Source organism: Gilliamella sp. CG22, from assembly GCF_046635725.1.
GTDB classification, from domain to species: Bacteria; Pseudomonadota; Gammaproteobacteria; order Enterobacterales; family Orbaceae; genus Gilliamella; species Gilliamella apicola_I.
The window spans coordinates 374122-393723 of the sequence record NZ_JBIDFK010000001.1 but is presented as its reverse complement, the minus strand read 5'-3'; the positions used below and the strand labels follow the sequence as shown (position 1 = coordinate 393723).

Sequence of the window (19602 nt, the reverse complement as noted above, 5' to 3'; positions counted from 1 at the left end):
ACCCAATAACCGAATATTTACAAGCCAAACCAGACGATAGTTTTGCAGAAGGACGATTAAAAAACAGCTTAGAAGGATTGTTAGTAGGCGGCTTAGCCGAACCCTTAACCCGTTCACTACGCTTATTAAAATACGCCCGCATCAAAATAACTGGCACTGAAGTCAGAGCGAAAGTACATCATAAAATTGAAGCGGTAGAGGTTGAATTAAAAAAATTAGATTTAAATAATACTGGAAATAATCAGATTATTAATGGATATGAACATCTTGAACTTTCTGATAGACATTTGTTAGATAGACTAAGTATTCCTAAAGCAACAGGTAACTCGCTTTTTACAGGGACAAGAGCTGAAGCATTAGCTGATATGCCTAATTGTGCTAATGTAAAGGCGCTGACTAATCATAAATATCAATACAGATTGCGAGTAGGAAATTATCGAGTTTTTTAATTTTGATGGTGTTATCCTTATTGTTTCTGTTGAAGAGGAGAAAAAGCTCGATGAACGCACGTACTAATATACAATTTATTAATAATGAACTCGGGCAACCTCAATTTGTGGTTATGCCGTATACTCAATATTTAGAGTTATCAAAATCCAAGCAGATTGACACTGAAGCAGGCGTACCAAGTGAGGTGGTAAACATGGTTTTTGATAATAACTATTCACCAGCTCAAGCATGGCGTAAATATTTGAATTTATCCCAAGTTGATGTTGCGAATAGGATTGGCATCAGCCAATCGGCGTATTCTCAATATTAAAAAATCCAAAAGTTAAGGAAATCAACGCGAATTAAAATTGCTGAGGCCCTACAAATTAAGCCTGAGCTACTAGATTTTTAAATAAAACCCTCTTAAAGGGTTTTATTTACTTTCTCCTTTTGAATAACTTTTTATACCATTTTCCTATGGTTGATTAGTCCATTTAAAACGCTGTTCTATAAATACCATATCCACCATTTAAAGAATGAGCAATCCTATATGTTAAAACTTGGTTTTTCTCAACATCCCCTTCAACCTCAACCAGACCACCACCACAAATGTTATTAGCTATCATGCTAAAAACTCTCTTCCCAATCCGAGGATAAATTGTGATTTTTTCAGATGGGTTTAAATCAGCAATTTTAACACCATCAACATAAAGAGAATCGGAACATGCGCTACTTACAAAGCCTTTATCTCTTTTTATAATAACTGTTCCTGAATCTTCTTTTTTTTCAAAAATGTTTTGGTTGTATATTCGCTTTTGAGGAACGTTTACCGCTTCATCATTAGACACCGGTGACGATGAACACCCTACCAACATAAAACCAATTATCCCAAACAATACAATTTTTTTCATACTATCTCCTTGATTTTTGGATAATGGTATGAAATTCATGCTTTTAAATCAACGTTTATTTAGTAGCCCTTCCAGTCACTGCTCATATTGAATTTGAAAGAGGATTGCTACCGGTTTATCCCTATGTGTATAGGGAACACACTCGAATAACATTTTTAATTACCTGTAATCGCGGTTTATCCCTATGTATATAGGGAACACTTTAAAACTCAGATTGTCTGGTAATCTATCGTCGGTTTATCCCTATGTATATAGGGAACACATGATTTTGACGTTTTTTTTATTTAACACAGGAGGTTTATCCCTATGTATATAGGGAACACAAATTATGAATTTGGTTATGATCTGGTTGATACGGTTTATCCCTATGTATATAGGGAACACGATATGGTCATTGTTATGTATAAATAAACAGTACGGTTTATCCCTATGTATATAGGGAACACTTCACGTAAGCTATTGGTCATTTCATTAAAACCGGTTTATCCCTATGTATATAGGGAACACATTTATCAAAATTTTCGTTATATTCGGCGTCACGGTTTATCCCTATGTATATAGGGAACACGCTAATTCCAGTTTAACCGCTGTTAATTGAATATGGTTTATCCCTATGTATATAGGGAACACATGGTTTCAATTGGTAGTTTATATCCCCTCGCCGGTTTATCCCTATGTATATAGGGAACACAATTTGCTTCTAATTTTTAAAGTTTAACTTATCGGTTTATCCCTATGTATATAGGGAACACCAGCACGGTAAATTCAGTGTTTGGCTCAAACTCGGTTTATCCCTATGTATATAGGGAACACTCTAATTATAACCTATTGTTTATTAATTAAAATAGGGAGGTGTAAAATTCTACCGATTTTTTGTTGTTTTTTTAGGCAATTTAGTTTAATACACATTAGGAATGTAATTTTATAATTATCATATACTTACTTGCAATCATGGAGTTTTTTTAACGGAAACTCTTTTGCAATTTTTACTGCGCACCGAGCAATTCTTGAGAACAAGATAACATGTTACTTTTTGGTAGATGATTTTAACGAACGACTTTATATTGATCTTACCTTTAGCTTCTTGTTTTATTCGGCTTTATGCCGAATGTTATAACCATTAATACGTAGACAGACGTTATAACAATAGTTAGAAGTTTTATAACAGAAAAAATAATTAGGAGTTTGAACAAAGCATTAATTTTTAGATCTTTGAAAATAATGGCTATCCCTATGTATTTAAGGAACACAATAATTTTAAAGATAACCCTATTTGAGGGGGAACGATTTATCCCTATGTGCATAGGGAACACGCACATCTAAGAATTTCGGCGTTTAATTCTATTCGGTTTATCCCTGTGTATACAGGGAACACAGTGTTGCTAAAGTGTATGCTGATTGAATATCCGGTTTATCCCTGTGTATACAAGGAACACACTGAGCGTCGGGCACCGGCTGATCTGTCAATCGGTTTATCCCTGTGTATACAGAGAACACCTTTTCGGCAATATCGGATTCTTCGGAATCGGCGGTTTATCCCTGTGTATACAGGGAACACAAATTGGGTGACGGGATTATACCGGTTAAATGCGGTTTATCCCTGTGTATACAGGGAACACATTTGTGGTCGCAGGTTGCTTCATGATAAGTACGGTTTATCCCTGTGTATACAGGGAACACGTGTATTTGCCTCACGCCTAGCTTTGCCTAACCGGTTTATCCCTGTGTATACAGGGAACACCGCATCAAAAAAATTACGTAACTGACGTATTTCGGTTTATCCCTGTGTATACAGGGAACACTCTGCTATAGAAACATTCGGACCCAATCCAAACGGTTTATCCCTGTGTATACAGGGAACACATAATTGTATTTGGATTTTAGCAGTTAGGTCTCGGTTTATCCCTGTGTATACAGGGAACACATCAAAAATAGAATCAACAATATACCGATCCCCGGTTTATCCCTGTGTATACAGGGAACACAATTAACGCTGGGGAATCTATTATCTAAATATCGGTTTATCCCTGTGTATACAGGGAACACAGGCTGAGGATATTGCAGCATATGCGACCGCCCGGTTTATCCCTGTGTATACAGGGAACACCATTTTTTCCACCTTAATAACAAGTTCTAATTCGGTTTATCCCTGTGTATACAGGGAACACGCGCAGTGTAATGAACCACTAATAATGAAAATATCGGGATTAAATAAAAATTTGCGGGAATAAATGGGACGGATATTGGTGGAAACTGGGATTGTAGAAATTAAAAAAATAAAATGTCAAAAAAACCAAAATGAAAATAAAAACACAAACCGGCTCGAAATTTTCGTTGAGCACGATAACGCCGGTTAGCCGTTTAAATTGAATTTAAAAAACGTTTAAAAACTCCTCCCTCTTTTATTTTTTTGATAGCACGCGTTCCAATTTTGCGATGACCCTAAATGTGGGTTCGTCTTTAGGGGTTATCGTAAACGACTGATATTGTGCGTTATCACTGATAATGTTGTACGATGCTGTCACGGGGTTGTATTGCAGTCGTTTAACCATTAATACATTGTTAAATAAAATTACGTAGATGCCATCCAGCGGTCGTTGTAGTTCGGTTTCATTATAGACGCTAACCATGAGAGTATCACCGTTGTTAATCGTGTCTGTCATGCTGTCGTCGGTTGCTGTAAATGTTGCTAGTTGTGCGTTTGCCAATCCTTGTTGCTCCACGAAATCCTTGGCTAATATAATTCGTGCTATACCGTTCGTCTTAACGTTTAAATCACCATTATCAGCAGTTTCAACACTCAGATCTCCAACCATAACATAGTTATCAAAAAAATCATTATTGACTGGTATTCTATTGTATTTGGCTGAAGGCTCCTGCAGCTTGTTGTCGAAATCTTTATCCTTATTAAGAATGCTCGAAACTTCGTATTCATATACGCGCCCCTTTACCCCCAAGACTCTCCTGCGCTTCCAATTTTCGGTTTTCGCCTTATAGGTTACGCCTTGAATTGTTGACGGCATTCCATTCGTGGCAACAATGTCCTTTAATTGCACCCATAATTCTTTCATTCAAACCTCTCAGATTTAAAAATCACTTTAAATTAAAAAACAAATCTTTAAACTAAAATTAATTAATATATATCAATTGCTTAAATTAAAAACTAAAAATAAATTAAATTTTTTGATTTAAAGAGTATTGACTTAAAAACCAGCTTGATTTAAAGTAACTTTAAATCAAGACGTAACGCAATCTTAAAAACTTGCGAACTAACTTTATATATTTACATAAAACGACGGAGAAATAAATATGAATCGACAGGACTGGCACCCAGAGGATATTAAATGTGCGCTTCGCAAAAAACGAATTACCCTGAGAGGTCTTTCAGTTGGGGCTGGGTTAGCCCCGTGCACGTTAAATAACGCCCTTAGAGTCTCTTACCCTAAGGCTGAGCGCATAATCGCTAGCGCGCTTGGACTTGAGCCGAGAGACATTTGGCCGTCTCGTTATCAATATAAATAATGAGGTGCGCCATGTGGCTTACAGCACAGGAATTGAGTCAAATTTCAGGTATGCCAAATACTGTTCAAGGTGTTTTGTATAAGGCTAAAACCGAAAATTGGAAGCGTAGGAGAGTCTTGGGGGTAAAGGGGCGCGTATATGAATACAACCTCTTCTCTTTATCTATACACGATCAGGCTCGCATATTGAAATCGAAAAACAAAATGCTGGTCGGTGGTAATCAGATCGTGGATAGACCTAATTCAACAGAAAAAAATTATTGTGCAGAGGCGTTGTGGACGCGCTGGGAACGCGTAACTGACAGGCAAAAATCCGACGCCAAAAAACGAGCTGCTGCAGTTATCGACGTCCGTCAATTGGTTGGTTCGGGAACTAAAACGACCGAGGCGATCGAGACTGTTGCCAACGCCCACGGGGAGGCTGTTGGTAGCGTGTGGCGCTGGTATTTCAGAACGAGAAAATTAGATCAGTCTGATTTGTTGCCAGCGTTAATATCCGGTCACGCAACACGTAATAATACCTCTCGACATTTTGATATGACGGCCGATGCGTGGGATTTTTTTGTGGCCAGTTATTTCAGACCCGAACGCCCTGCATTTAACACGTGTTATCAATTATTGTGCGACGTCGCCAGCGAGCGGGGTTGGAAAATCCCGTCATTATCCAGCGTTCGCCGTAAAATTGAGCGAGAAATTACCCCGCAACAACGCGTACTGTGGCGTGAGGGTGAATACGCATTGATGCAATTATACCCTGCTCAGCAACGCAGTGTTGAGGAGTTGAGTGCGCTAGAGTGGATTAATGGGGACGGCTATTTGCATAACGTGTTTGTTCGCTGGCACAACGGCGAGATTTTGCGTCCTAAAACGTGGATTTGGCAGGATGTTCGCACCCGTAAAATACTGGCGTATTACTGTGACGTTTCAGAAAACAGCGATTCAATTCGATTGTCGTTGGCTGACGTTATTGAGCGGTATGGTGTTCCTCGGCACGTCACCATCGATAACACGCGGGCGGCAGCCAATAAATGGTTGACTGGGGGCGTGCCAAACCGCTACCGATTCCGAATTAAACCCGACGAGCCGCTGGGTATTATTCCTCTGCTGGGTATCCAATTGCACTGGTCTAGCGTAATGCTGGGTCGTGGGCACGGTCAGGCTAAACCAATTGAGAGAGCATTTTCACACGGTGGGCTGGGTGAATTGGTTGATAAACACCCGCTGCTGGCTGGTGCATATACAGGTGCGAACGTGCTCGAAAAACCGGACAACTACAACAGCAAAAATGCCGTCGACGTTACCGTTTTCCTCCGTGCACTCGAACAGGGTATTGCAATGTTTAACAGTAAACCTAATCGTAATACTGAGGTCTGTGGTGGTGTAATGTCGTTTGATGACGCGTTTAACGCGGGCTACCAGTCCAGTGTGGTTAGGCGAGCTACAGCTGAACAGCGTCGGCTGTTGCTGCTCCCGTCCGAGGCTGTCACGGTTCGTCACGACGGCACGTTTACAATTGACGCGGGGGGTTCAATCCGTGGTGCTAAAAACCGTTATTACAACGAGCGGCTGATTGGTATCAGACCGAATAAAATCGTTGTCCGATTCGATCCTCGCAATTTGCACGAGCATGTTCTGGTTTACACGCTCGACGGGCGGTTTATCTGTGACGCCAAATGTCTGGATAGGGTTGCGTTCGGCGACACCCAGTCAGCCCGAGAACATAAACGCGAACGCACGCAATTTGTTAAACGACACAAAGAGGCGGCTAAAAATCAAAAACGTATGTCGATTTTAGAGGTTCAGGCAATGATGCCAAACGTTGAGTTGTCCGAACGCACAGAATCTGGAGCGATTGAGATTCTACAGGCAGTGAATGCGGAAACGGTGGCAGATTCTGATAACGACAATTTGGCTGACGTGATTGATTTTGAATCTGCATTCCAATTGGGACTAAAAAAACTAACAGAAATGAGCGAGGAATGATGAATGTTTACTGATATCAGAAACGAGGTGCGGTCAACTGTTGAGGGGGGTGAAAAATATAGCGTTATAGCTAAACAGTCCGGCATATCACCCACAACCCTCAGTCAGTTTATTAACGGTTCGTATGCTGGGGATAATCAGCGTGTTGCGGATAAATTGGCGGTTTGGCTGGCGGATAGACGCACAGCAGGCAGTCTGAGAGTAGCACCGAATTTTGTTAGAACGCCAACCAGTAAAAAAATTTTCAGCGCACTGGATTACGCAAAAATCTCTGGGGTTTTTGTGGTTATCTACGGTAACAGCGGGGTTGGAAAAACGAACGCAATCACTGAATACGCAAAAAAACCGAACACGTGGTTGATTACCGCGCGCCCATCGTCATCTCGGCTGCTTGAGTGTCTGAGCGACATTGCGTACGCGCTCGAACTGGATTACGCGCCCAAACGTGTTGGCGCACTCAGTAGTCACATTTGCCGAAAATTACGAGGCACTCAGGGGCTGCTAATTGTTGACGAAGCTGACCACCTGCCCTACGACGTTTTGGAGGAAATTCGGCTAATTCAGGAAATGACAGGCGTCGGAGTTGTGCTCTGCGGTAATCACCAGATTTATTCAAAATTGTCAGGGGGAGGTACACGTAAAACTGATTTTGCACGACTGTTTTCGCGTATCGCAAAAAAATTAGCGATTCTCAACGTTACTGCCGATGATATCGACGCTATCGCCGACGCGTGGGGTATTGACGGCGAACGTGAGCGCAAATTGGTGCACGAATTAGGGCGACGAGCAGGGGCGTTACGTATTATTAAAACAACCCTCTCACTAGCTGCAATACTGGCAAATAGTAGTAATTCGGCAATTAGCGAGGTGCACATTAGTGCGGCAATTAGGGATTTGGAGGGGGTTTAATCATGGGTTCGAATAGCGAAATAGCGTCAACAATGAGCACCGTTTCTCAGGTGGTGTCTCAGCTCACCAGTGACGGTTTTTTGGTTAACAGGGTGATTGTTGGAAACGCTCAGCGCCCCACTATTTTTTTATTTGTTAACGACAGGTGTCGGGCGCTGATTAGTTCAGGTCGGGCACACTATCGGTATATAGGGAATCACTGCCGGATTAAACAGGGTGCGTTCGAGTTCGGTGGTTGTTGTGTTGTTTGGTCTGAGAATTTAATTAATTAGGAGGTCATTATGTTTGGATCCAGTGGGGGCTGGCGTCAGTATACCGCCGGTGAAATTGCCGCGGCGTTAATCGACGTTTCGGCGGTTGCGTTAAAAATGGCGCGAGAGGGGTTTGCGATTCAAAAAATCAGTGTTACTCAGGGCGGTTGTGCGCCAGAGATTCAACTATTTAACAATGACGCGTGTCAGCAATTGTTGCGGACAGGTGTTGCGAGTTTGGGGTGGGCTGACAGTGATGGTTTGCATCGTAACGGTTTTTTTTATCAGCACGGTTGTAGATTTGTGTGGAGCGAGAGGTGATTATGAGAGTTTCAAAAAAAACAGATCGACTAATAGGCGTCTTTAGCGTTGCGTTAACCCGTAATGCTGCTGACGACGGGTTTGACGTTTATGTGACCGGCGAGTCATTTGGTGGAGAGCACAGGGGCACGGCGGATCTGATACGGCGCTGTATAGTAGACGCCCTAACAGAATTCAGTCAGGGTCACATCAACACTGACAATCACAGTACTACACATTAATCAAATTGAGGAGTGATGAATATGAATAACGAAAACGAATTTTATAAACAGTACACTAGCGAACAGGTGGTTGCAGGCTACTGGCGAGACGCGAGAGGTACCCTAGTCCCAGAATCAATGATTAGAGGGATTGACAGGGAGCGCGAGCAGGTTGTGGCTGAAATTATTGAGCACGCAAAAATGCTTAACAGGGAGTTGTCACTTTTCAAGGGGAAAATTTTGGGGGACATTGAGGCTTTTGTTGAGTTATCTGCCGAGCAGTATAATGTTAACGTTGGAGGTGCTCGGGGCAACGTGACGCTATTTAGTTTTGACGGTAGATACAAAGTTCAGCGCGCAGTTTACGATTGCGTTGCACCTGACGAGCGCGTTTTGGCTGCAAAACAGCTGATTATTGATTGCGTTAATAGCTGGGCTGAAAACGCCAGACCTGAGCTAAAAACCGTGGTGAGTAGAGCGTTTGCCACTGATAAAAACGGCAGTTTGAGATTGGGTCGATTACTGGAATTACGACGACTGGATATTCAGGACGAACGCTGGTGTCGCGCAATGGTCGCGCTGGACGTGTCGTTGCAGGTTGTGGGTAATCGCACCTATGTTCGAATCTACGAACGAGTCGGAGATAGCGACGAATATCGCCCGCTATCGTTAGGTGTGTCGGGGGTTTGATATTATGCAGTTGTCCAGAACCTTTAGTAGCTATACCCCTGTTCGTCTCAATGTTTTATCGTCAGGCGGAGGTGTGCAGTCTAACGCAATAATATGTTTAATGTTTACGGGAGCGCTGCCGCGCGCCGACCTAGTTGTTATGTCGGACACTGAGAGGGAATCGTCAGCCGCGCTGGATTACCAGCGCGAATATATGCAGCCTATTTGTGATGAAATGGGTATTCCATATCACATTGTCAAAAAATCAGATTACACGGACGTTGATTTGTATCAGCCTAGCAATGGTGCAGTATTAGCTGGATATTTTTCCGAGCTCAACGGTAGAAAATTCGACGGAACCTGTTACGGCAAACAGCCATCATATTGCTCAACTAGGTGGAAACGCGAGGTGGTCGAGCGATTTCTGAACGATAAATTTGGTACTGACGAGCTGACGCGTCGGGGGGGGGGGGATATGTGGATGGGGATATCGATTGATGAGATTCGCCGCGTAAAAATAACCACAGGCAAATGGCGCAGAGTTTACCCGTTGTGCGAAATGTTATTGAGTCGTCGAGACGCAATCCAAATAGTTGAAAATTGTGGGTTGCCCACCCCGCCACGCTCTGCGTGCTGGATGTGCCCCAATCGTCACGATAGCGAGTGGCTGTGGATGAGGAATAATTGTCCGGAGGATTTCAGGCGGGCATGTGAACACGAGCGAGAAATACAAATCGAGCACCCTCATTTGTGGCTAACCAAATATGGCGTGCCATTGGAAACGGCGCCATTTGACCAAAACAGCCCTCAGCTAGATTTTTTTTGCAATTCAGGCATGTGCCACAATTAACGGGGGTTTGACGTGACTAAAAATCAATTAATTCAGTTGATTCATATAGCCCAGTCCCAGTTGGGACTGGACGACGAGACGTATCGCGCCCTGCTCGTTACTGAGACTCAAAAACGCTCGTGCGCTAAAATGGCAAAATCCGAACTGGAACGTGTTTATGAGGCACTGAAAACTCGCGGGTTTAAATATACAGGTGTGAAAAAACGACATCCTGCGCCAGCTGTCAGGGTGTCTGACAGGCGGGGTGATATAAAAAAAATTCGCGGGATTTGGATTACTATGGGGCATCAGGGATTTATTTCCGATTCCCGAGATGCTGCGCTCGATGTGTTTGTCGAGCGTATGACCAGAAAATTTACGGGCGGATTGGGCATTAAAAATCACGCGTGGCTGGATCCCAATTTGGCGGCGCATGTTTTGGAATCGCTAAAAAAATGGCACACTCGTGAAATTGTTGAACGGTTATCACTGGTTAGCGGGGTGCGGTATAATAACGGTGTTTTATATCTGCCAGACAACACCTCGTACAATGGGTACGACAAAATCACTCAGCTATACGAGGCAGTAATTAATCAGAAATACAGGAGGGGCAAATGAAGTTAGGACGCTGCCCAATCTGTCACTCCGACCTGCATCTAGATGCCCTCATTGAGGACGCGGCGGGTCGTGAGGTGCTGGCCATGCTGCTCAAATTTACACACAGCTGCGCCCGCCCTCTCGTTGCCTATCTCGGGCTATTTCGCCCCGCCAAATCTAACCTGAGTAATTCTCGAACAGCAAAATTAATGGGCGAGGTATTAGATCAGTTTAAACCGAGTCGGCATCTCGCGCACGCACTCAGTGAGACTGTCCGGCAGATTCAAAAAAAACGTGCTGGTAGCGGTGACGTTAAACCGCTATCGAATCACAATTATCTAAAAACGGTATACGATTCAACTAGCAATTTGTTTTTGTACTCAGAGGCTGGTGGGGAGGCTGCCCCCGTCAGAGAGGGTAACGAGGTTTATTTTGAACAAATGTACCGTGCCGGTGCTGATTTTTCCAAAATTCAGGTTGCCGGTGCGCAGGAGTGGTTGGCAAACAGGAGACAAAAAAATGACGGATGATAGAACTAATAATTTGCAATTGTTCGATGACGACCACGCGGAATTTGGTGCAATGCTCGATACGCTGGACGGTATACCCGACGTTGTGGCGCTCAGAAAAAACTGGCCTAAATTGTTGTCAGAATTTGTGGATTTATTCTATTCTGAGCTACGCAGGCAGGGGTTGTCTGAGGCGCAGGCTATCGTGGCAGCGCCAAAATTGGCTGGCGTTCTGGGTAATTATTTTGGCGGTCGTGTTTGTTATATCCCCAGTGGTGAGCGGTTACAACAGGCAATTCGGGATAATCGGATTTTTCTGGATTATCAGGTTGGTAACGGTGATATTATTCCACTGGCCAAAAAATACCGGTTAACAGACAGTCACATTTATTCTATTATACGTGAGCAGTTGGCGCTGCACAGACGACGAAATCAGCCTGACATGTTCGAAAAATCTTAGATCCGCCACAAACCCAATCAACCTACCATATCAACTACCCTATCAATATCAATCATTGATAGGGTAAAAAATGAAACAACAATTATCATCCCATTTTAAACGCAGTGAATTTGTGTGTCGCTGTGGGTGCAGCGGGTTCCTGTGCGCATACGAGTTAATAGATGTTCTGGAAAACGTCCGCATGCATTTTAATTCACCGGTTGTTGTCAATAGTGGTTTTCGTTGTGTTCAGCACAATAAAAATGTCGGGGGGCAACCGAATAGCCGGCACCTGCGTGGTGACGCGGCAGATATAACTGTCAGGGGGGTTGCACCCAAATTGGTCGCCGATTATCTGGAGTCACAGTACCCAGACAAATACGGTATTGGACGTTATCGTACGTTTACTCACATTGACGTGCGCCCTACTCTCAGTCGTTGGGGTCGCAATTGATGATTGAATCAGCGTACACAATTGCTGAGTACACAAAAATGTACCCAATATTGCGCAACCCTCGATTTTTGGCGGTATTCGAATTTGCTCGCGAGTTCGCCATGAGCCGTGCGTTACACGGCGAGGACTGTCGGAACGTGCCAATATATAGCCACGACGCTACCTATCAATCGGTTTTTACCCGTGGGTGGCGTAGCGTGAGTGCGCAGGACGTCAGGCTACAACGAGCGTTAAATGAGGTCAAAAAATGAAAAAAATTCTTGAATTAATCACGAATCCGGCAACGGGTCGTTTGTCGTCGTCAGACTGTGCTGTGTGTCTGGCGTTCGTGGTGTCAACAATTGTTGTGCTGTGGCAGGCTGTCAATTATCAACCCAACGAGTTACTGCTGGGTGCGTATCTGGCGGCGTGGGTTACGCAGTCACAGACGAGTAAACGTGCTGCAATAAAACGAGACGCTAACAGTCGACGAGGTGGAGATGGGTATTTTGATTAGCACGCTGAGAAAAATTCCGACCTCTCTATTTGTTATCGCTCTCCTGTCGCTCATTAGTTTCTACTGGATGCAGCGGAGTGTGAATTTGGAAAACGAATTAGCGCAAATGTCTGAGCGTCACACTGCTGAGCGACTGGTCGCGGCTAACGCGTATAACGCCGAATTGCAACGGCAGGCTGCTCTTAATGACGAATTGACGAGGCAGTTAATTGATCGGCAAAATCAGATTACAACACAGTTACAACAATTGGAGAGTTCAATAGATGGTGCGATTAAAAACGATGGCAATATTTATAACGGCATTGGCGCTGACAGCCTGTGCGTCTATAGACGGGCGTACGGTTACAATTGCAAATAGCCAGCCACCAACATCGGCGCTGGTATTGCCGGCTAAACCAGCACCACCGACAAACGGTCAGCCGGCGGAGCTGCTGAGGTTTGCAACGCAATACGGCGCATACTGTCAGCGGTTGGAGAACAATATAAAAACGATTGCAGAATGGAGTGAGAATGGCGGATTTAGTGGACAACGGCGGTGAAACAGAACAGCTGTTGAGAGACATTGAAATTAATAATTGTATTAACAAAACGCTACCACAGCGTATTGGTGATAATTGTGTTGATTGTGACGAGCCAATACCGTCTGAGCGACTGAACGCGGGCGGCCACATCGTTCGCTGTATTGATTGTCAGCATGCATATGAGTTACTGAAAAAACGGGGGCGGTTGTGATTGATTTTTTGCGTCAACATTGGTCAACAATCAGTTCAATTGGGGCATGCTCCGTTTCAGTATTAGTGGCGTTTTTGGCAACAAAATTTGCCAGACGTGAGGAGTTGAACACTGTTGCTGAGGACGTGTCCAGACTAAAACGGGACGTCTCGGTAATTCAGGGGCAACTTGAGTCAATGCCGACCAAAGACGATATCCACAAGCTGAATCTTGAAATATCAGGGTTGCGTGGCGACATTAAAGAAATAAAACCGGAACTTGCTAGCGTCAAACGTATCAGTAATTTGTTGCTGGAAAATGAGCTGAAGGAAATTAAAAAATGAGTTTTAGGCAATTATTAGATGAAGATCGGCGGTTGGTTGCGCTCCGTGCTTTATGTGATTGTGGTGGTTCAGCAAACGAATCCGTGTTGCAGACCTGCCTAGATCAGTACGGGCACCGCATTAGTCGAGATTTGATGCGCTCGTATATGGGTTGGCTGGCGGAGCAAGGATTGATTAAGTTGCAAGATATCGCTGGGTGCTATGTTGCTGATATCACGGGGCGCGGGGAAGATGTTGCGACAGGTCGGGCAACTGTTGTTGGTGTAAAAAAACCACGAGCTAGTGATTATGACTAAAACTACACGCGGGCGACCATCAAAAATAGATTTGTTGCCACAGTATATTAGGGATGAGCTGCACAAATTATTGCGTGACAGGGGGTTGACGCAGCAGGATATTCGTGCCGCCGTTAATGAGTTAATAGATGAGCACGGATTGAGCGCCGACATGAAGCTCTCCCGCACCGGACTGAATCGCTACGCAACCAGAATGGAGGAGATGGGTGCAAAAATCCGACAATCGCGAGAGGTGGCCGAGGCGTGGACAGCCAAATTAGGGGACGCTCCTACGTCTGACGTAGGGAAACTACTGCAGGAAATTGTCAGGACATTGGCGTTTGAAACATCAATGCACATGAGCGAATCGGATAAAGCAGCGGAACCTAAAGCGCTCGCGCAAATGGCGCTTGCGATTCAAAGAGTCGAGCAAGCGGCAATGGCCAGTCACAAACGAGAGCGGGAAATTAGAGAGGCATTTGCCGCAGAGGTTGCTGAATCGACTGAGCACGCAGTTAGATCCGCCGGTATGAGCGCAGAAACAGCACAAAGTATTAAGCAGATGATTTTAGGTATTGCGTAATGAGTGAGTTTAGGACTGATTTAACTGATATTTCAGCCTCCGTTAACGCTATTTTAAATAGTGAGTTTAGCCCTGAGGATGTGCTGCTCGGTTATCAAAAGCGCTGGATTGCTGATGATTCGATTTTAAAGGTCGCTGAAAAGTCTCGACGTACGGGTCTTACATGGGCGGAGGCTTGCGATGCAACATTGACGGGCGCAATGAGTCGTGATGCTGGCGGACGCAACACGTTCTATGTCGGCTCATCAAAAGATATGGCTCGCGAGTTTATTGATGCGTGCGCAATGTGGGCAAGGGCGTTTAATTATGCTGTTAGTGAAATTGTTGAAGAATCGTTGATTATTGAGAACGAGCGCACTGATATTTTAACGTTCGTGGTCTATTTCTCAAGTGGTTTTAAAATTCAGGCGCTTTCGTCAAACCCCAAAAATTTGCGGGGTATGCAGGGTAATGTGGTTATCGATGAAGCTGCATTCCACGAGTATCTGCCGGAACTGCTAAAAGCAGCCATGGCGCTCACAATGTGGGGTGCAAAAGTTCGTATCATCTCCACTCATAATGGAACGGAAAATGATTTTAATGAGCTGATTCAGGAAATCAGGAAGGGTGTTCGCAAAGGCTCGGTGCACACAATTACGCTCGATAGTGCATGCAAGGACGGGCTTTATCGCCGAATTTGTCAGATTAATCATGCTCGGTGGTCACAGGCAAAGGAAGATGAATGGAAAGCCGATTTATTAAAAGGTTGCTTTACTGAAGATGACGCGCTTGAAGAGTATTCTTGTGTGCCAAAAAATGGCGCAGGTGCATACATTCCGCGTGTGCTTATTGATAACGCGGCTCGCGCTGAGCATAGCGTTATACGTTATGAGATGCCTGAGGGGCATATGCTTTGGACAGAGCCGGCGCGAACAACGGAAGTGATAACTTTCTTCAATGAAAAAATTAAGCCGCTGCTTGATGAGCTCGATAAAAATGTTCGACACGCGTACGGGCAGGACTTTGCGCGAAGCGGTGACCGCTCAACAATTGCAATCGAAAGCATCGAGCAAAATACAGCTCGTAAGATGCGATTAACAATAGAGCTGCATGACGTGCCGTACAATCAGCAGCGTGAGCTTGCTTTTTTAATTATCAATAGCACGCCGCGGATAACCGGCATTGCGATAGATGCAACCGGTAACGGCGGGTACCTCGGCGAAGCATTGCTGCTGCAATACGGTCAATCCATGGTTGATGCTGTGCACACTACGGAGAATTTTTATCGGGAATGGTCACCGAAATATAAATCGCTCTACGAGTCAGGCTATATCGAAATACCCAAAGACGAGGACATTATTGTTGATCAGCGGCACCTGAAGATAATTCAGGGTGTACCAAAAATTGATAAGTCACGGGATAAGGGTCGTGACGGCAAAAAGCGGCATGGTGATAGCTGTGTTGCCTACATTATGGCTGTTCGCGCAAGTTACTTGGAGGGTTTTGTCGCTGAGTTTATTGCGTTGCCTAATAAGCACGAAAAGCACAATTATGATGAAGATGATGACTATGGAAAATATGAAAGAGGATGCTGGTAATGAATGAGATGATAAAGGTGATGAAAAGCGATTTACCGTCCCAGCAACAAACAAAAAGCGATGCGCGTATTATTCAGATTCAACAGCGATTTAGTGAGCACCCGTCCAGCGGACTAACGCCATTTCAGGCGGCGGTGATTCTGAAAGAAGCCGAACAAGGCAACATTATGGCGCAGTGCGCGCTGGCAGAAGATATGGAAGAAAAAGACACGCATATCCTGTCTGAATTAGCCAAACGCCGTCGAGCTGTGCAGCGATTAAGTTTTAGTGTTGTGCCACCGCTGAACCCGTCCAAAGAAGAGCAGCGCGATACTGACATGCTGAATGAAGTCCTTGACTCGTTCACGTGGCTTGACGATTTCATCTTTGACGGCACTGACGCCATTTTGAAGGGATTTAGCTGTCAGGAGTTCACGGGCTGGGAACGTGCTGATGATTTAATTGTGCCGTCCGGCATTGAGTGGATTGACCCGAGCACATTTCAGGTTAACCCCAACAATCGCAACGAACTGCGACTATCTGACGGCAGCTATGAGGGGGTTGAGCTGCAACCATTTAATTGGGTCAGACATATTTCACGTTCTAAATCGGGGTATTTGGCTCGTACAGGGCTGGTTCGTACGCTGATATGGCCATTCATTTTTAAAAACTATTCAGTCAGAGATCTGGCTGAATTTTTGGAAATTTATGGTATACCGATTCGATTGGGTAGCTACCCAGCCGGTGCAACAGAGGATGAGAAACGCACTCTGTTGCGGGCTGTCATGTCGATTGGGCATAACGCAGGTGGTATTATACCGAGCGGCATGTCAATTGATTTTCAATCTGCCGCTAATGGAACATCTGACCCGTTTTTGGCTATGAATAATCTGATGGAACGAGCGCAGTCAAAAGCTATTCTGGGGGGCACCCTGACTAGTCAGGCGGACGGAGCGACCAGCACCAACGCGCTCGGCAATGTGCATAATGAGGTGCGCGTTGAGGTTTGTTATAGTGATGCCAAACAACTAGCAGCAACAATTACTCGTGATTTGATTCAGCCTCTTTACAGCCTAAATGGCGTGTCGTTCTCGAATCCGCGCAGGCACCCTCGTTTTGAGTTTGATATCACGCAGGCTGAGGATATTGCAGCGTATGCGACCGCTCTCCCCGCGCTGGTTGGTCTGGGTATGAGGATACCGCGCTCATGGGCGCACGATAGACTGCAAATACCTGAGGCGCAGGACGGAGAAGAGATATTGCAATCGGTTCAGTTACCATCCTCAGCCTTTTTGACTGCCAATCACAGCAACGGAATCGCTGCATTAAATGCAGAGCGTCAACCTGCTGACCCGTTGAGCGCAGCCCCTGCTGCTATTACCGGCGACGAGTGGCGACAGGCTGTCGACCCTATTTTGCAGCCAATCGTCGATATTATTATGCAAAACGATTTGGCGACAGCTAAATCCCAAATCGAGGCGCTCTACAGTAATTTGGATGACGAGCAGCTACAGGATATTATCGCCAGAGGGGTTTTTGTTGCTCAGATGTGGGGGCGACTGAATGCCTGATATCGATTTAGGTTATGCAATGAAATTGGAGCCCAAATTAGCTGTCGACTATTTTCGCAGTAAAGGGTACCAATTCTCGTGGAATTGGCAGGAGATGTCAATGCAGGCGCACTCTCAGGCATTTACAGTCGCCAAGGCGACCTCGCTGGATGTATTGGAGTCGGTTCGTTTGGAACTCGACAGAGCGTTAGCAACAGGAACAACTGAGCATGAGTTCAAAAAAAATCTAAGGCCGGTTTTAGAAAAGCTCGGCTGGTGGGGAAAAAAAATTGATATTAATGGCGAGGTGCAGCTCGGCAGTCCGCGGCGTCTGAGTGTTATTTATCGCACTAACCTCGCCACTGCATATCAGGCTGGGCGTTATCAGCAACAGCTAGCTAGTAGCGAGACGCATCCGTACTGGCAGTATGTTGCAACAATGGACAGCCAAACACGGACAGCTCATGCTGCGTTGCATTTGCGGGTATTTCGATACGACGACCCAATCTGGCAAAAATTATACCCGCCCAACGGCTGGGGGTGTCGTTGCCGTGTTCGTGCATTAACTCGGGCGCAGGTGGAGCGTGAGGGTTTGATTATTGAATCTAGCGCAGGAAAATTGGACACGTACAACGTAAATTCAGGTGTTGATGACGCAACTGGCGAGATTTACCAGTCAGAGGTTACGGAATTTAAATCGGGTGGTCAGACAACTAGAACTGATGCCGGATGGTCGGGTAATGTTGGTAGCGCCGCAATGGGTTCGGATGTCAACATTGCCAAAAAGCTCACAATATTACGCAATAGAAAATTGCGCCAGCAGGTCATTCAATCATTAAATAATGCGCCTGCTCGTCGTGACGCGTTTGCGCAGTGGGTTGGCAATATTTTAACGACGAGGCGAGCGGGTAATGCACTGCAACCGCTCGGTTTTATGACCGACGATGTAGCTGAGCGGGTTAGAGCGATATCGGGCGTAGAGCCGGCTAGATTGTTTGTGATGAGTGAAAAAAACGTACTGCATGCTGATAGTATGAAACACCGGAAAACAGGTGTCGGATTGACACTGCGGGATTATCAGTCATTGCCCGAGTTAATTAATAACCCTCAGGCTGTTTTGTGGGATGTGAAAAAAAATAATCTACTATATATATCAAGTGGCGACAGTCTAATGAAGGTGGTCGTTAATGCGCCGTACAAATTGAGGGGGCAGCAGGACGTCCTAGATGTAATTATCAACGCCTACAGGGTTAATCTGACCGATTTGAGGCGAGGTATTGCTGGCGGTTTGTATCAGATCCTGAGTGGGGGTATTTAAAAACGCCTCCGTCAAAAAAATGGAATGAAATACTGAACAGAGGCGTACTGTGGTGGGAGTCGAACCTACATAAACGTGTGACGCTATGCGTTTACGCCGAATTACCGTTATTCGTACACAGATGATGACTAATATAAAACGAAATCAGATAATATGCAACTTGATTATAAATTTAGTGACGAGGCGATACAGGCTAGCATAAAACGTCTGCAGGGGCTCGGGGCAGACATGACGCCAATTACCCGAGGAGTGGCAGCTGTTCTGGCTAGTGAGGCTGAGGTCTCATTTCAGCACGAGCAGGATCCAACTACGGGGCAAAAATGGCGTCCCCTCACCCCTCAATATGCCGAAAAATTGGCGGCACGAGGATTGACTGGGAAAATGCTCAATCGCACAATGGGCGGGCTCGCAACCTCGTTAACCACGGATTTCGATGCTGTTAGTGCTGTTATCGGTTCAAATAAAATTTATGCGGCAATTCACCAATTGGGTGGCACCCCTGACATGTCGGCCGCTCCTGCAGCTGTTCCTGCGCGCCCGTACATGGGGTTGTCTCAATACGGCATCAGGGATATTATCGATATAATTAATACAACGCTCTCTAACGCAATCAACACCAAAACGTGAGCGTAGATATTCCCCAAATTATTTAAACGTTTTTGGTGTTTTTTAAACGGGTTTTAAATTAGGTTTGTACCCTCTATCTCTGCAATATCCCCCTCTCCTATATATTGTCTGTTAAAAAAT

The 19602-nt window shown here is 44.9% G+C and carries 23 protein-coding genes, 1 pseudogene and 2 CRISPR repeat arrays; of the genes and pseudogenes, 22 read left to right on the top strand and 2 right to left on the bottom strand.

Translation table 11 applies throughout. The features are described from left to right. Window positions 1–305: 305 nt before the first annotated feature. Both ACGH46_RS01815 and ACGH46_RS01810 read left to right on the top strand, forming a co-directional pair. Window positions 306–516 (top strand): annotated as a pseudogene (locus ACGH46_RS01815) (type II toxin-antitoxin system RelE family toxin). Beyond that, a complete protein-coding gene (locus tag ACGH46_RS01810; protein WP_267379425.1) occupies window positions 500–760 on the top strand; it encodes a helix-turn-helix domain-containing protein in 261 nt (86 codons plus the stop codon). The pseudogene ACGH46_RS01815 and the gene ACGH46_RS01810 overlap by 17 nt, the downstream one beginning before the upstream one ends. Window positions 761–923: 163 nt before the next feature. Here ACGH46_RS01810 and ACGH46_RS01805 read toward each other — a convergent pair whose 3' ends face one another. Continuing rightward, window positions 924–1340 (bottom strand): hypothetical protein, encoded by a 417-nt coding sequence (locus tag ACGH46_RS01805; RefSeq protein ID WP_065557897.1) that lies wholly within the window; start codon window positions 1338–1340, stop codon window positions 924–926. A 111-nt stretch (window positions 1341–1451) separates the two neighbouring features. After that, a CRISPR array of direct repeats spans window positions 1452–2153; the repeat unit is 29 nt. A gap of 470 nt (window positions 2154–2623) precedes the next feature. Further along, window positions 2624–3508: a CRISPR direct-repeat array (repeat unit 29 nt; unit sequence CGGTTTATCCCTGTGTATACAGGGAACAC). A 234-nt stretch (window positions 3509–3742) separates the two neighbouring features. After that, a complete protein-coding gene (locus tag ACGH46_RS01800) occupies window positions 3743–4411 on the bottom strand; it encodes a helix-turn-helix domain-containing protein (RefSeq protein ID WP_411603776.1) in 669 nt (222 codons plus the stop codon). Between the two features lie 238 nt (window positions 4412–4649). Here ACGH46_RS01800 and ACGH46_RS01795 point away from each other — a divergent pair, with 238 nt between their 5' ends. From ACGH46_RS01795 to ACGH46_RS01700, 20 genes are all read left to right on the top strand, one after another. Then, window positions 4650–4862, top strand: a complete 213-nt coding sequence (locus tag ACGH46_RS01795; RefSeq protein ID WP_411603773.1) for a helix-turn-helix domain-containing protein — start codon at window positions 4650–4652, stop codon at window positions 4860–4862. An 11-nt stretch (window positions 4863–4873) separates the two neighbouring features. Continuing rightward, window positions 4874–6844, top strand: a complete 1971-nt coding sequence (locus ACGH46_RS01790) for a transposase domain-containing protein (protein WP_411603770.1) — start codon at window positions 4874–4876, stop codon at window positions 6842–6844. A 3-nt stretch (window positions 6845–6847) separates the two neighbouring features. After that, window positions 6848–7753, top strand: coding sequence for an AAA family ATPase (locus ACGH46_RS01785; protein WP_411603767.1), 906 nt, complete (start codon window positions 6848–6850; stop codon window positions 7751–7753). A gap of 281 nt (window positions 7754–8034) precedes the next feature. Next, window positions 8035–8325: a hypothetical protein gene (locus ACGH46_RS01780; protein WP_411603764.1), complete on the top strand. Its 291-nt coding sequence runs from the start codon at window positions 8035–8037 to the stop codon at window positions 8323–8325. A 242-nt stretch (window positions 8326–8567) separates the two neighbouring features. Then, window positions 8568–9215: a DUF3164 family protein gene (locus ACGH46_RS01775; RefSeq protein ID WP_411603762.1), complete on the top strand. Its 648-nt coding sequence runs from the start codon at window positions 8568–8570 to the stop codon at window positions 9213–9215. A gap of 4 nt (window positions 9216–9219) precedes the next feature. Continuing rightward, on the top strand, window positions 9220–10044 hold the full coding sequence (locus ACGH46_RS01770) for a hypothetical protein (protein ID WP_411603758.1): 825 nt from the start codon (window positions 9220–9222) through the stop codon (window positions 10042–10044). 12 nt (window positions 10045–10056) lie between these two features. Continuing rightward, the gene (locus tag ACGH46_RS01765) at window positions 10057–10641 is read left to right on the top strand and encodes a gp16 family protein (RefSeq protein ID WP_411603756.1); all 585 of its coding nucleotides are present in this window, start codon (window positions 10057–10059) and stop codon (window positions 10639–10641) included. After that, the gene (locus tag ACGH46_RS01760; protein ID WP_411603753.1) at window positions 10638–11150 is read left to right on the top strand and encodes a hypothetical protein; all 513 of its coding nucleotides are present in this window, start codon (window positions 10638–10640) and stop codon (window positions 11148–11150) included. The genes ACGH46_RS01765 and ACGH46_RS01760 overlap by 4 nt, the downstream gene beginning before the upstream one ends. Beyond that, window positions 11140–11589, top strand: a complete 450-nt coding sequence (locus ACGH46_RS01755) for a Mor transcription activator family protein (RefSeq protein WP_411603750.1) — start codon at window positions 11140–11142, stop codon at window positions 11587–11589. The genes ACGH46_RS01760 and ACGH46_RS01755 overlap by 11 nt, the downstream gene beginning before the upstream one ends. Window positions 11590–11659: 70 nt before the next feature. Further along, window positions 11660–12022, top strand: coding sequence for a D-Ala-D-Ala carboxypeptidase family metallohydrolase (locus tag ACGH46_RS01750; RefSeq protein ID WP_411603748.1), 363 nt, complete (start codon window positions 11660–11662; stop codon window positions 12020–12022). A 328-nt stretch (window positions 12023–12350) separates the two neighbouring features. Beyond that, complete coding sequence (locus ACGH46_RS01745; protein ID WP_411603745.1) at window positions 12351–12518, top strand: hypothetical protein; 168 nt, start codon at window positions 12351–12353, stop codon at window positions 12516–12518. Further along, on the top strand, window positions 12502–12876 hold the full coding sequence (locus tag ACGH46_RS01740) for a hypothetical protein (RefSeq protein WP_411603743.1): 375 nt from the start codon (window positions 12502–12504) through the stop codon (window positions 12874–12876). The genes ACGH46_RS01745 and ACGH46_RS01740 overlap by 17 nt, the downstream gene beginning before the upstream one ends. Window positions 12877–13028: 152 nt before the next feature. Continuing rightward, window positions 13029–13250 carry a TraR/DksA C4-type zinc finger protein gene (locus ACGH46_RS01735; RefSeq protein WP_411603740.1) on the top strand — a complete coding sequence of 74 codons (222 nt, stop codon included), beginning with the start codon at window positions 13029–13031 and terminating at the stop codon, window positions 13248–13250. Further along, a complete protein-coding gene (locus ACGH46_RS01730; RefSeq protein WP_411603737.1) occupies window positions 13247–13573 on the top strand; it encodes a DUF2730 family protein in 327 nt (108 codons plus the stop codon). The genes ACGH46_RS01735 and ACGH46_RS01730 overlap by 4 nt, the downstream gene beginning before the upstream one ends. After that, window positions 13570–13869: an ArsR family transcriptional regulator gene (locus tag ACGH46_RS01725; RefSeq protein ID WP_411603736.1), complete on the top strand. Its 300-nt coding sequence runs from the start codon at window positions 13570–13572 to the stop codon at window positions 13867–13869. The genes ACGH46_RS01730 and ACGH46_RS01725 overlap by 4 nt, the downstream gene beginning before the upstream one ends. After that, window positions 13862–14431 (top strand): DUF3486 family protein, encoded by a 570-nt coding sequence (locus tag ACGH46_RS01720; protein WP_411603734.1) that lies wholly within the window; start codon window positions 13862–13864, stop codon window positions 14429–14431. Before ACGH46_RS01725 ends, ACGH46_RS01720 begins: the two co-directional genes overlap by 8 nt. After that, the gene (locus ACGH46_RS01715) at window positions 14431–16008 is read left to right on the top strand and encodes a terminase large subunit domain-containing protein (RefSeq protein WP_411603731.1); all 1578 of its coding nucleotides are present in this window, start codon (window positions 14431–14433) and stop codon (window positions 16006–16008) included. The genes ACGH46_RS01720 and ACGH46_RS01715 overlap by 1 nt, the downstream gene beginning before the upstream one ends. Further along, window positions 16008–17558: a DUF935 domain-containing protein gene (locus ACGH46_RS01710; protein ID WP_411603730.1), complete on the top strand. Its 1551-nt coding sequence runs from the start codon at window positions 16008–16010 to the stop codon at window positions 17556–17558. Before ACGH46_RS01715 ends, ACGH46_RS01710 begins: the two co-directional genes overlap by 1 nt. Beyond that, entirely contained in the window at window positions 17551–18855 is a 1305-nt protein-coding gene (locus ACGH46_RS01705) for a phage minor head protein (RefSeq protein ID WP_411603727.1), read from the top strand. The genes ACGH46_RS01710 and ACGH46_RS01705 overlap by 8 nt, the downstream gene beginning before the upstream one ends. 153 nt (window positions 18856–19008) lie before the next feature. Beyond that, complete coding sequence (locus ACGH46_RS01700) at window positions 19009–19482, top strand: phage virion morphogenesis protein (protein WP_411603725.1); 474 nt, start codon at window positions 19009–19011, stop codon at window positions 19480–19482. Window positions 19483–19602 lie beyond the last annotated feature (120 nt).

Coding starts and splice junctions, on each gene's coding strand:
- ACGH46_RS01810 (WP_267379425.1), top strand. CDS start 500: ATGAACGCACGTACTAATATACAATTTATTAATAATGAACTCGGGCAA.
- ACGH46_RS01805 (WP_065557897.1), bottom strand. CDS start 1,340: ATGAAAAAAATTGTATTGTTTGGGATAATTGGTTTTATGTTGGTAGGG.
- ACGH46_RS01800 (WP_411603776.1), bottom strand. CDS start 4,411: ATGAAAGAATTATGGGTGCAATTAAAGGACATTGTTGCCACGAATGGA.
- ACGH46_RS01795 (WP_411603773.1), top strand. CDS start 4,650: ATGAATCGACAGGACTGGCACCCAGAGGATATTAAATGTGCGCTTCGC.
- ACGH46_RS01790 (WP_411603770.1), top strand. CDS start 4,874: ATGTGGCTTACAGCACAGGAATTGAGTCAAATTTCAGGTATGCCAAAT.
- ACGH46_RS01785 (WP_411603767.1), top strand. CDS start 6,848: ATGTTTACTGATATCAGAAACGAGGTGCGGTCAACTGTTGAGGGGGGT.
- ACGH46_RS01780 (WP_411603764.1), top strand. CDS start 8,035: ATGTTTGGATCCAGTGGGGGCTGGCGTCAGTATACCGCCGGTGAAATT.
- ACGH46_RS01775 (WP_411603762.1), top strand. CDS start 8,568: ATGAATAACGAAAACGAATTTTATAAACAGTACACTAGCGAACAGGTG.
- ACGH46_RS01770 (WP_411603758.1), top strand. CDS start 9,220: ATGCAGTTGTCCAGAACCTTTAGTAGCTATACCCCTGTTCGTCTCAAT.
- ACGH46_RS01760 (WP_411603753.1), top strand. CDS start 10,638: ATGAAGTTAGGACGCTGCCCAATCTGTCACTCCGACCTGCATCTAGAT.
- ACGH46_RS01755 (WP_411603750.1), top strand. CDS start 11,140: ATGACGGATGATAGAACTAATAATTTGCAATTGTTCGATGACGACCAC.
- ACGH46_RS01750 (WP_411603748.1), top strand. CDS start 11,660: ATGAAACAACAATTATCATCCCATTTTAAACGCAGTGAATTTGTGTGT.
- ACGH46_RS01740 (WP_411603743.1), top strand. CDS start 12,502: ATGGGTATTTTGATTAGCACGCTGAGAAAAATTCCGACCTCTCTATTT.
- ACGH46_RS01735 (WP_411603740.1), top strand. CDS start 13,029: ATGGCGGATTTAGTGGACAACGGCGGTGAAACAGAACAGCTGTTGAGA.
- ACGH46_RS01725 (WP_411603736.1), top strand. CDS start 13,570: ATGAGTTTTAGGCAATTATTAGATGAAGATCGGCGGTTGGTTGCGCTC.
- ACGH46_RS01720 (WP_411603734.1), top strand. CDS start 13,862: ATGACTAAAACTACACGCGGGCGACCATCAAAAATAGATTTGTTGCCA.
- ACGH46_RS01715 (WP_411603731.1), top strand. CDS start 14,431: ATGAGTGAGTTTAGGACTGATTTAACTGATATTTCAGCCTCCGTTAAC.
- ACGH46_RS01710 (WP_411603730.1), top strand. CDS start 16,008: ATGAATGAGATGATAAAGGTGATGAAAAGCGATTTACCGTCCCAGCAA.
- ACGH46_RS01705 (WP_411603727.1), top strand. CDS start 17,551: ATGCCTGATATCGATTTAGGTTATGCAATGAAATTGGAGCCCAAATTA.
- ACGH46_RS01700 (WP_411603725.1), top strand. CDS start 19,009: ATGCAACTTGATTATAAATTTAGTGACGAGGCGATACAGGCTAGCATA.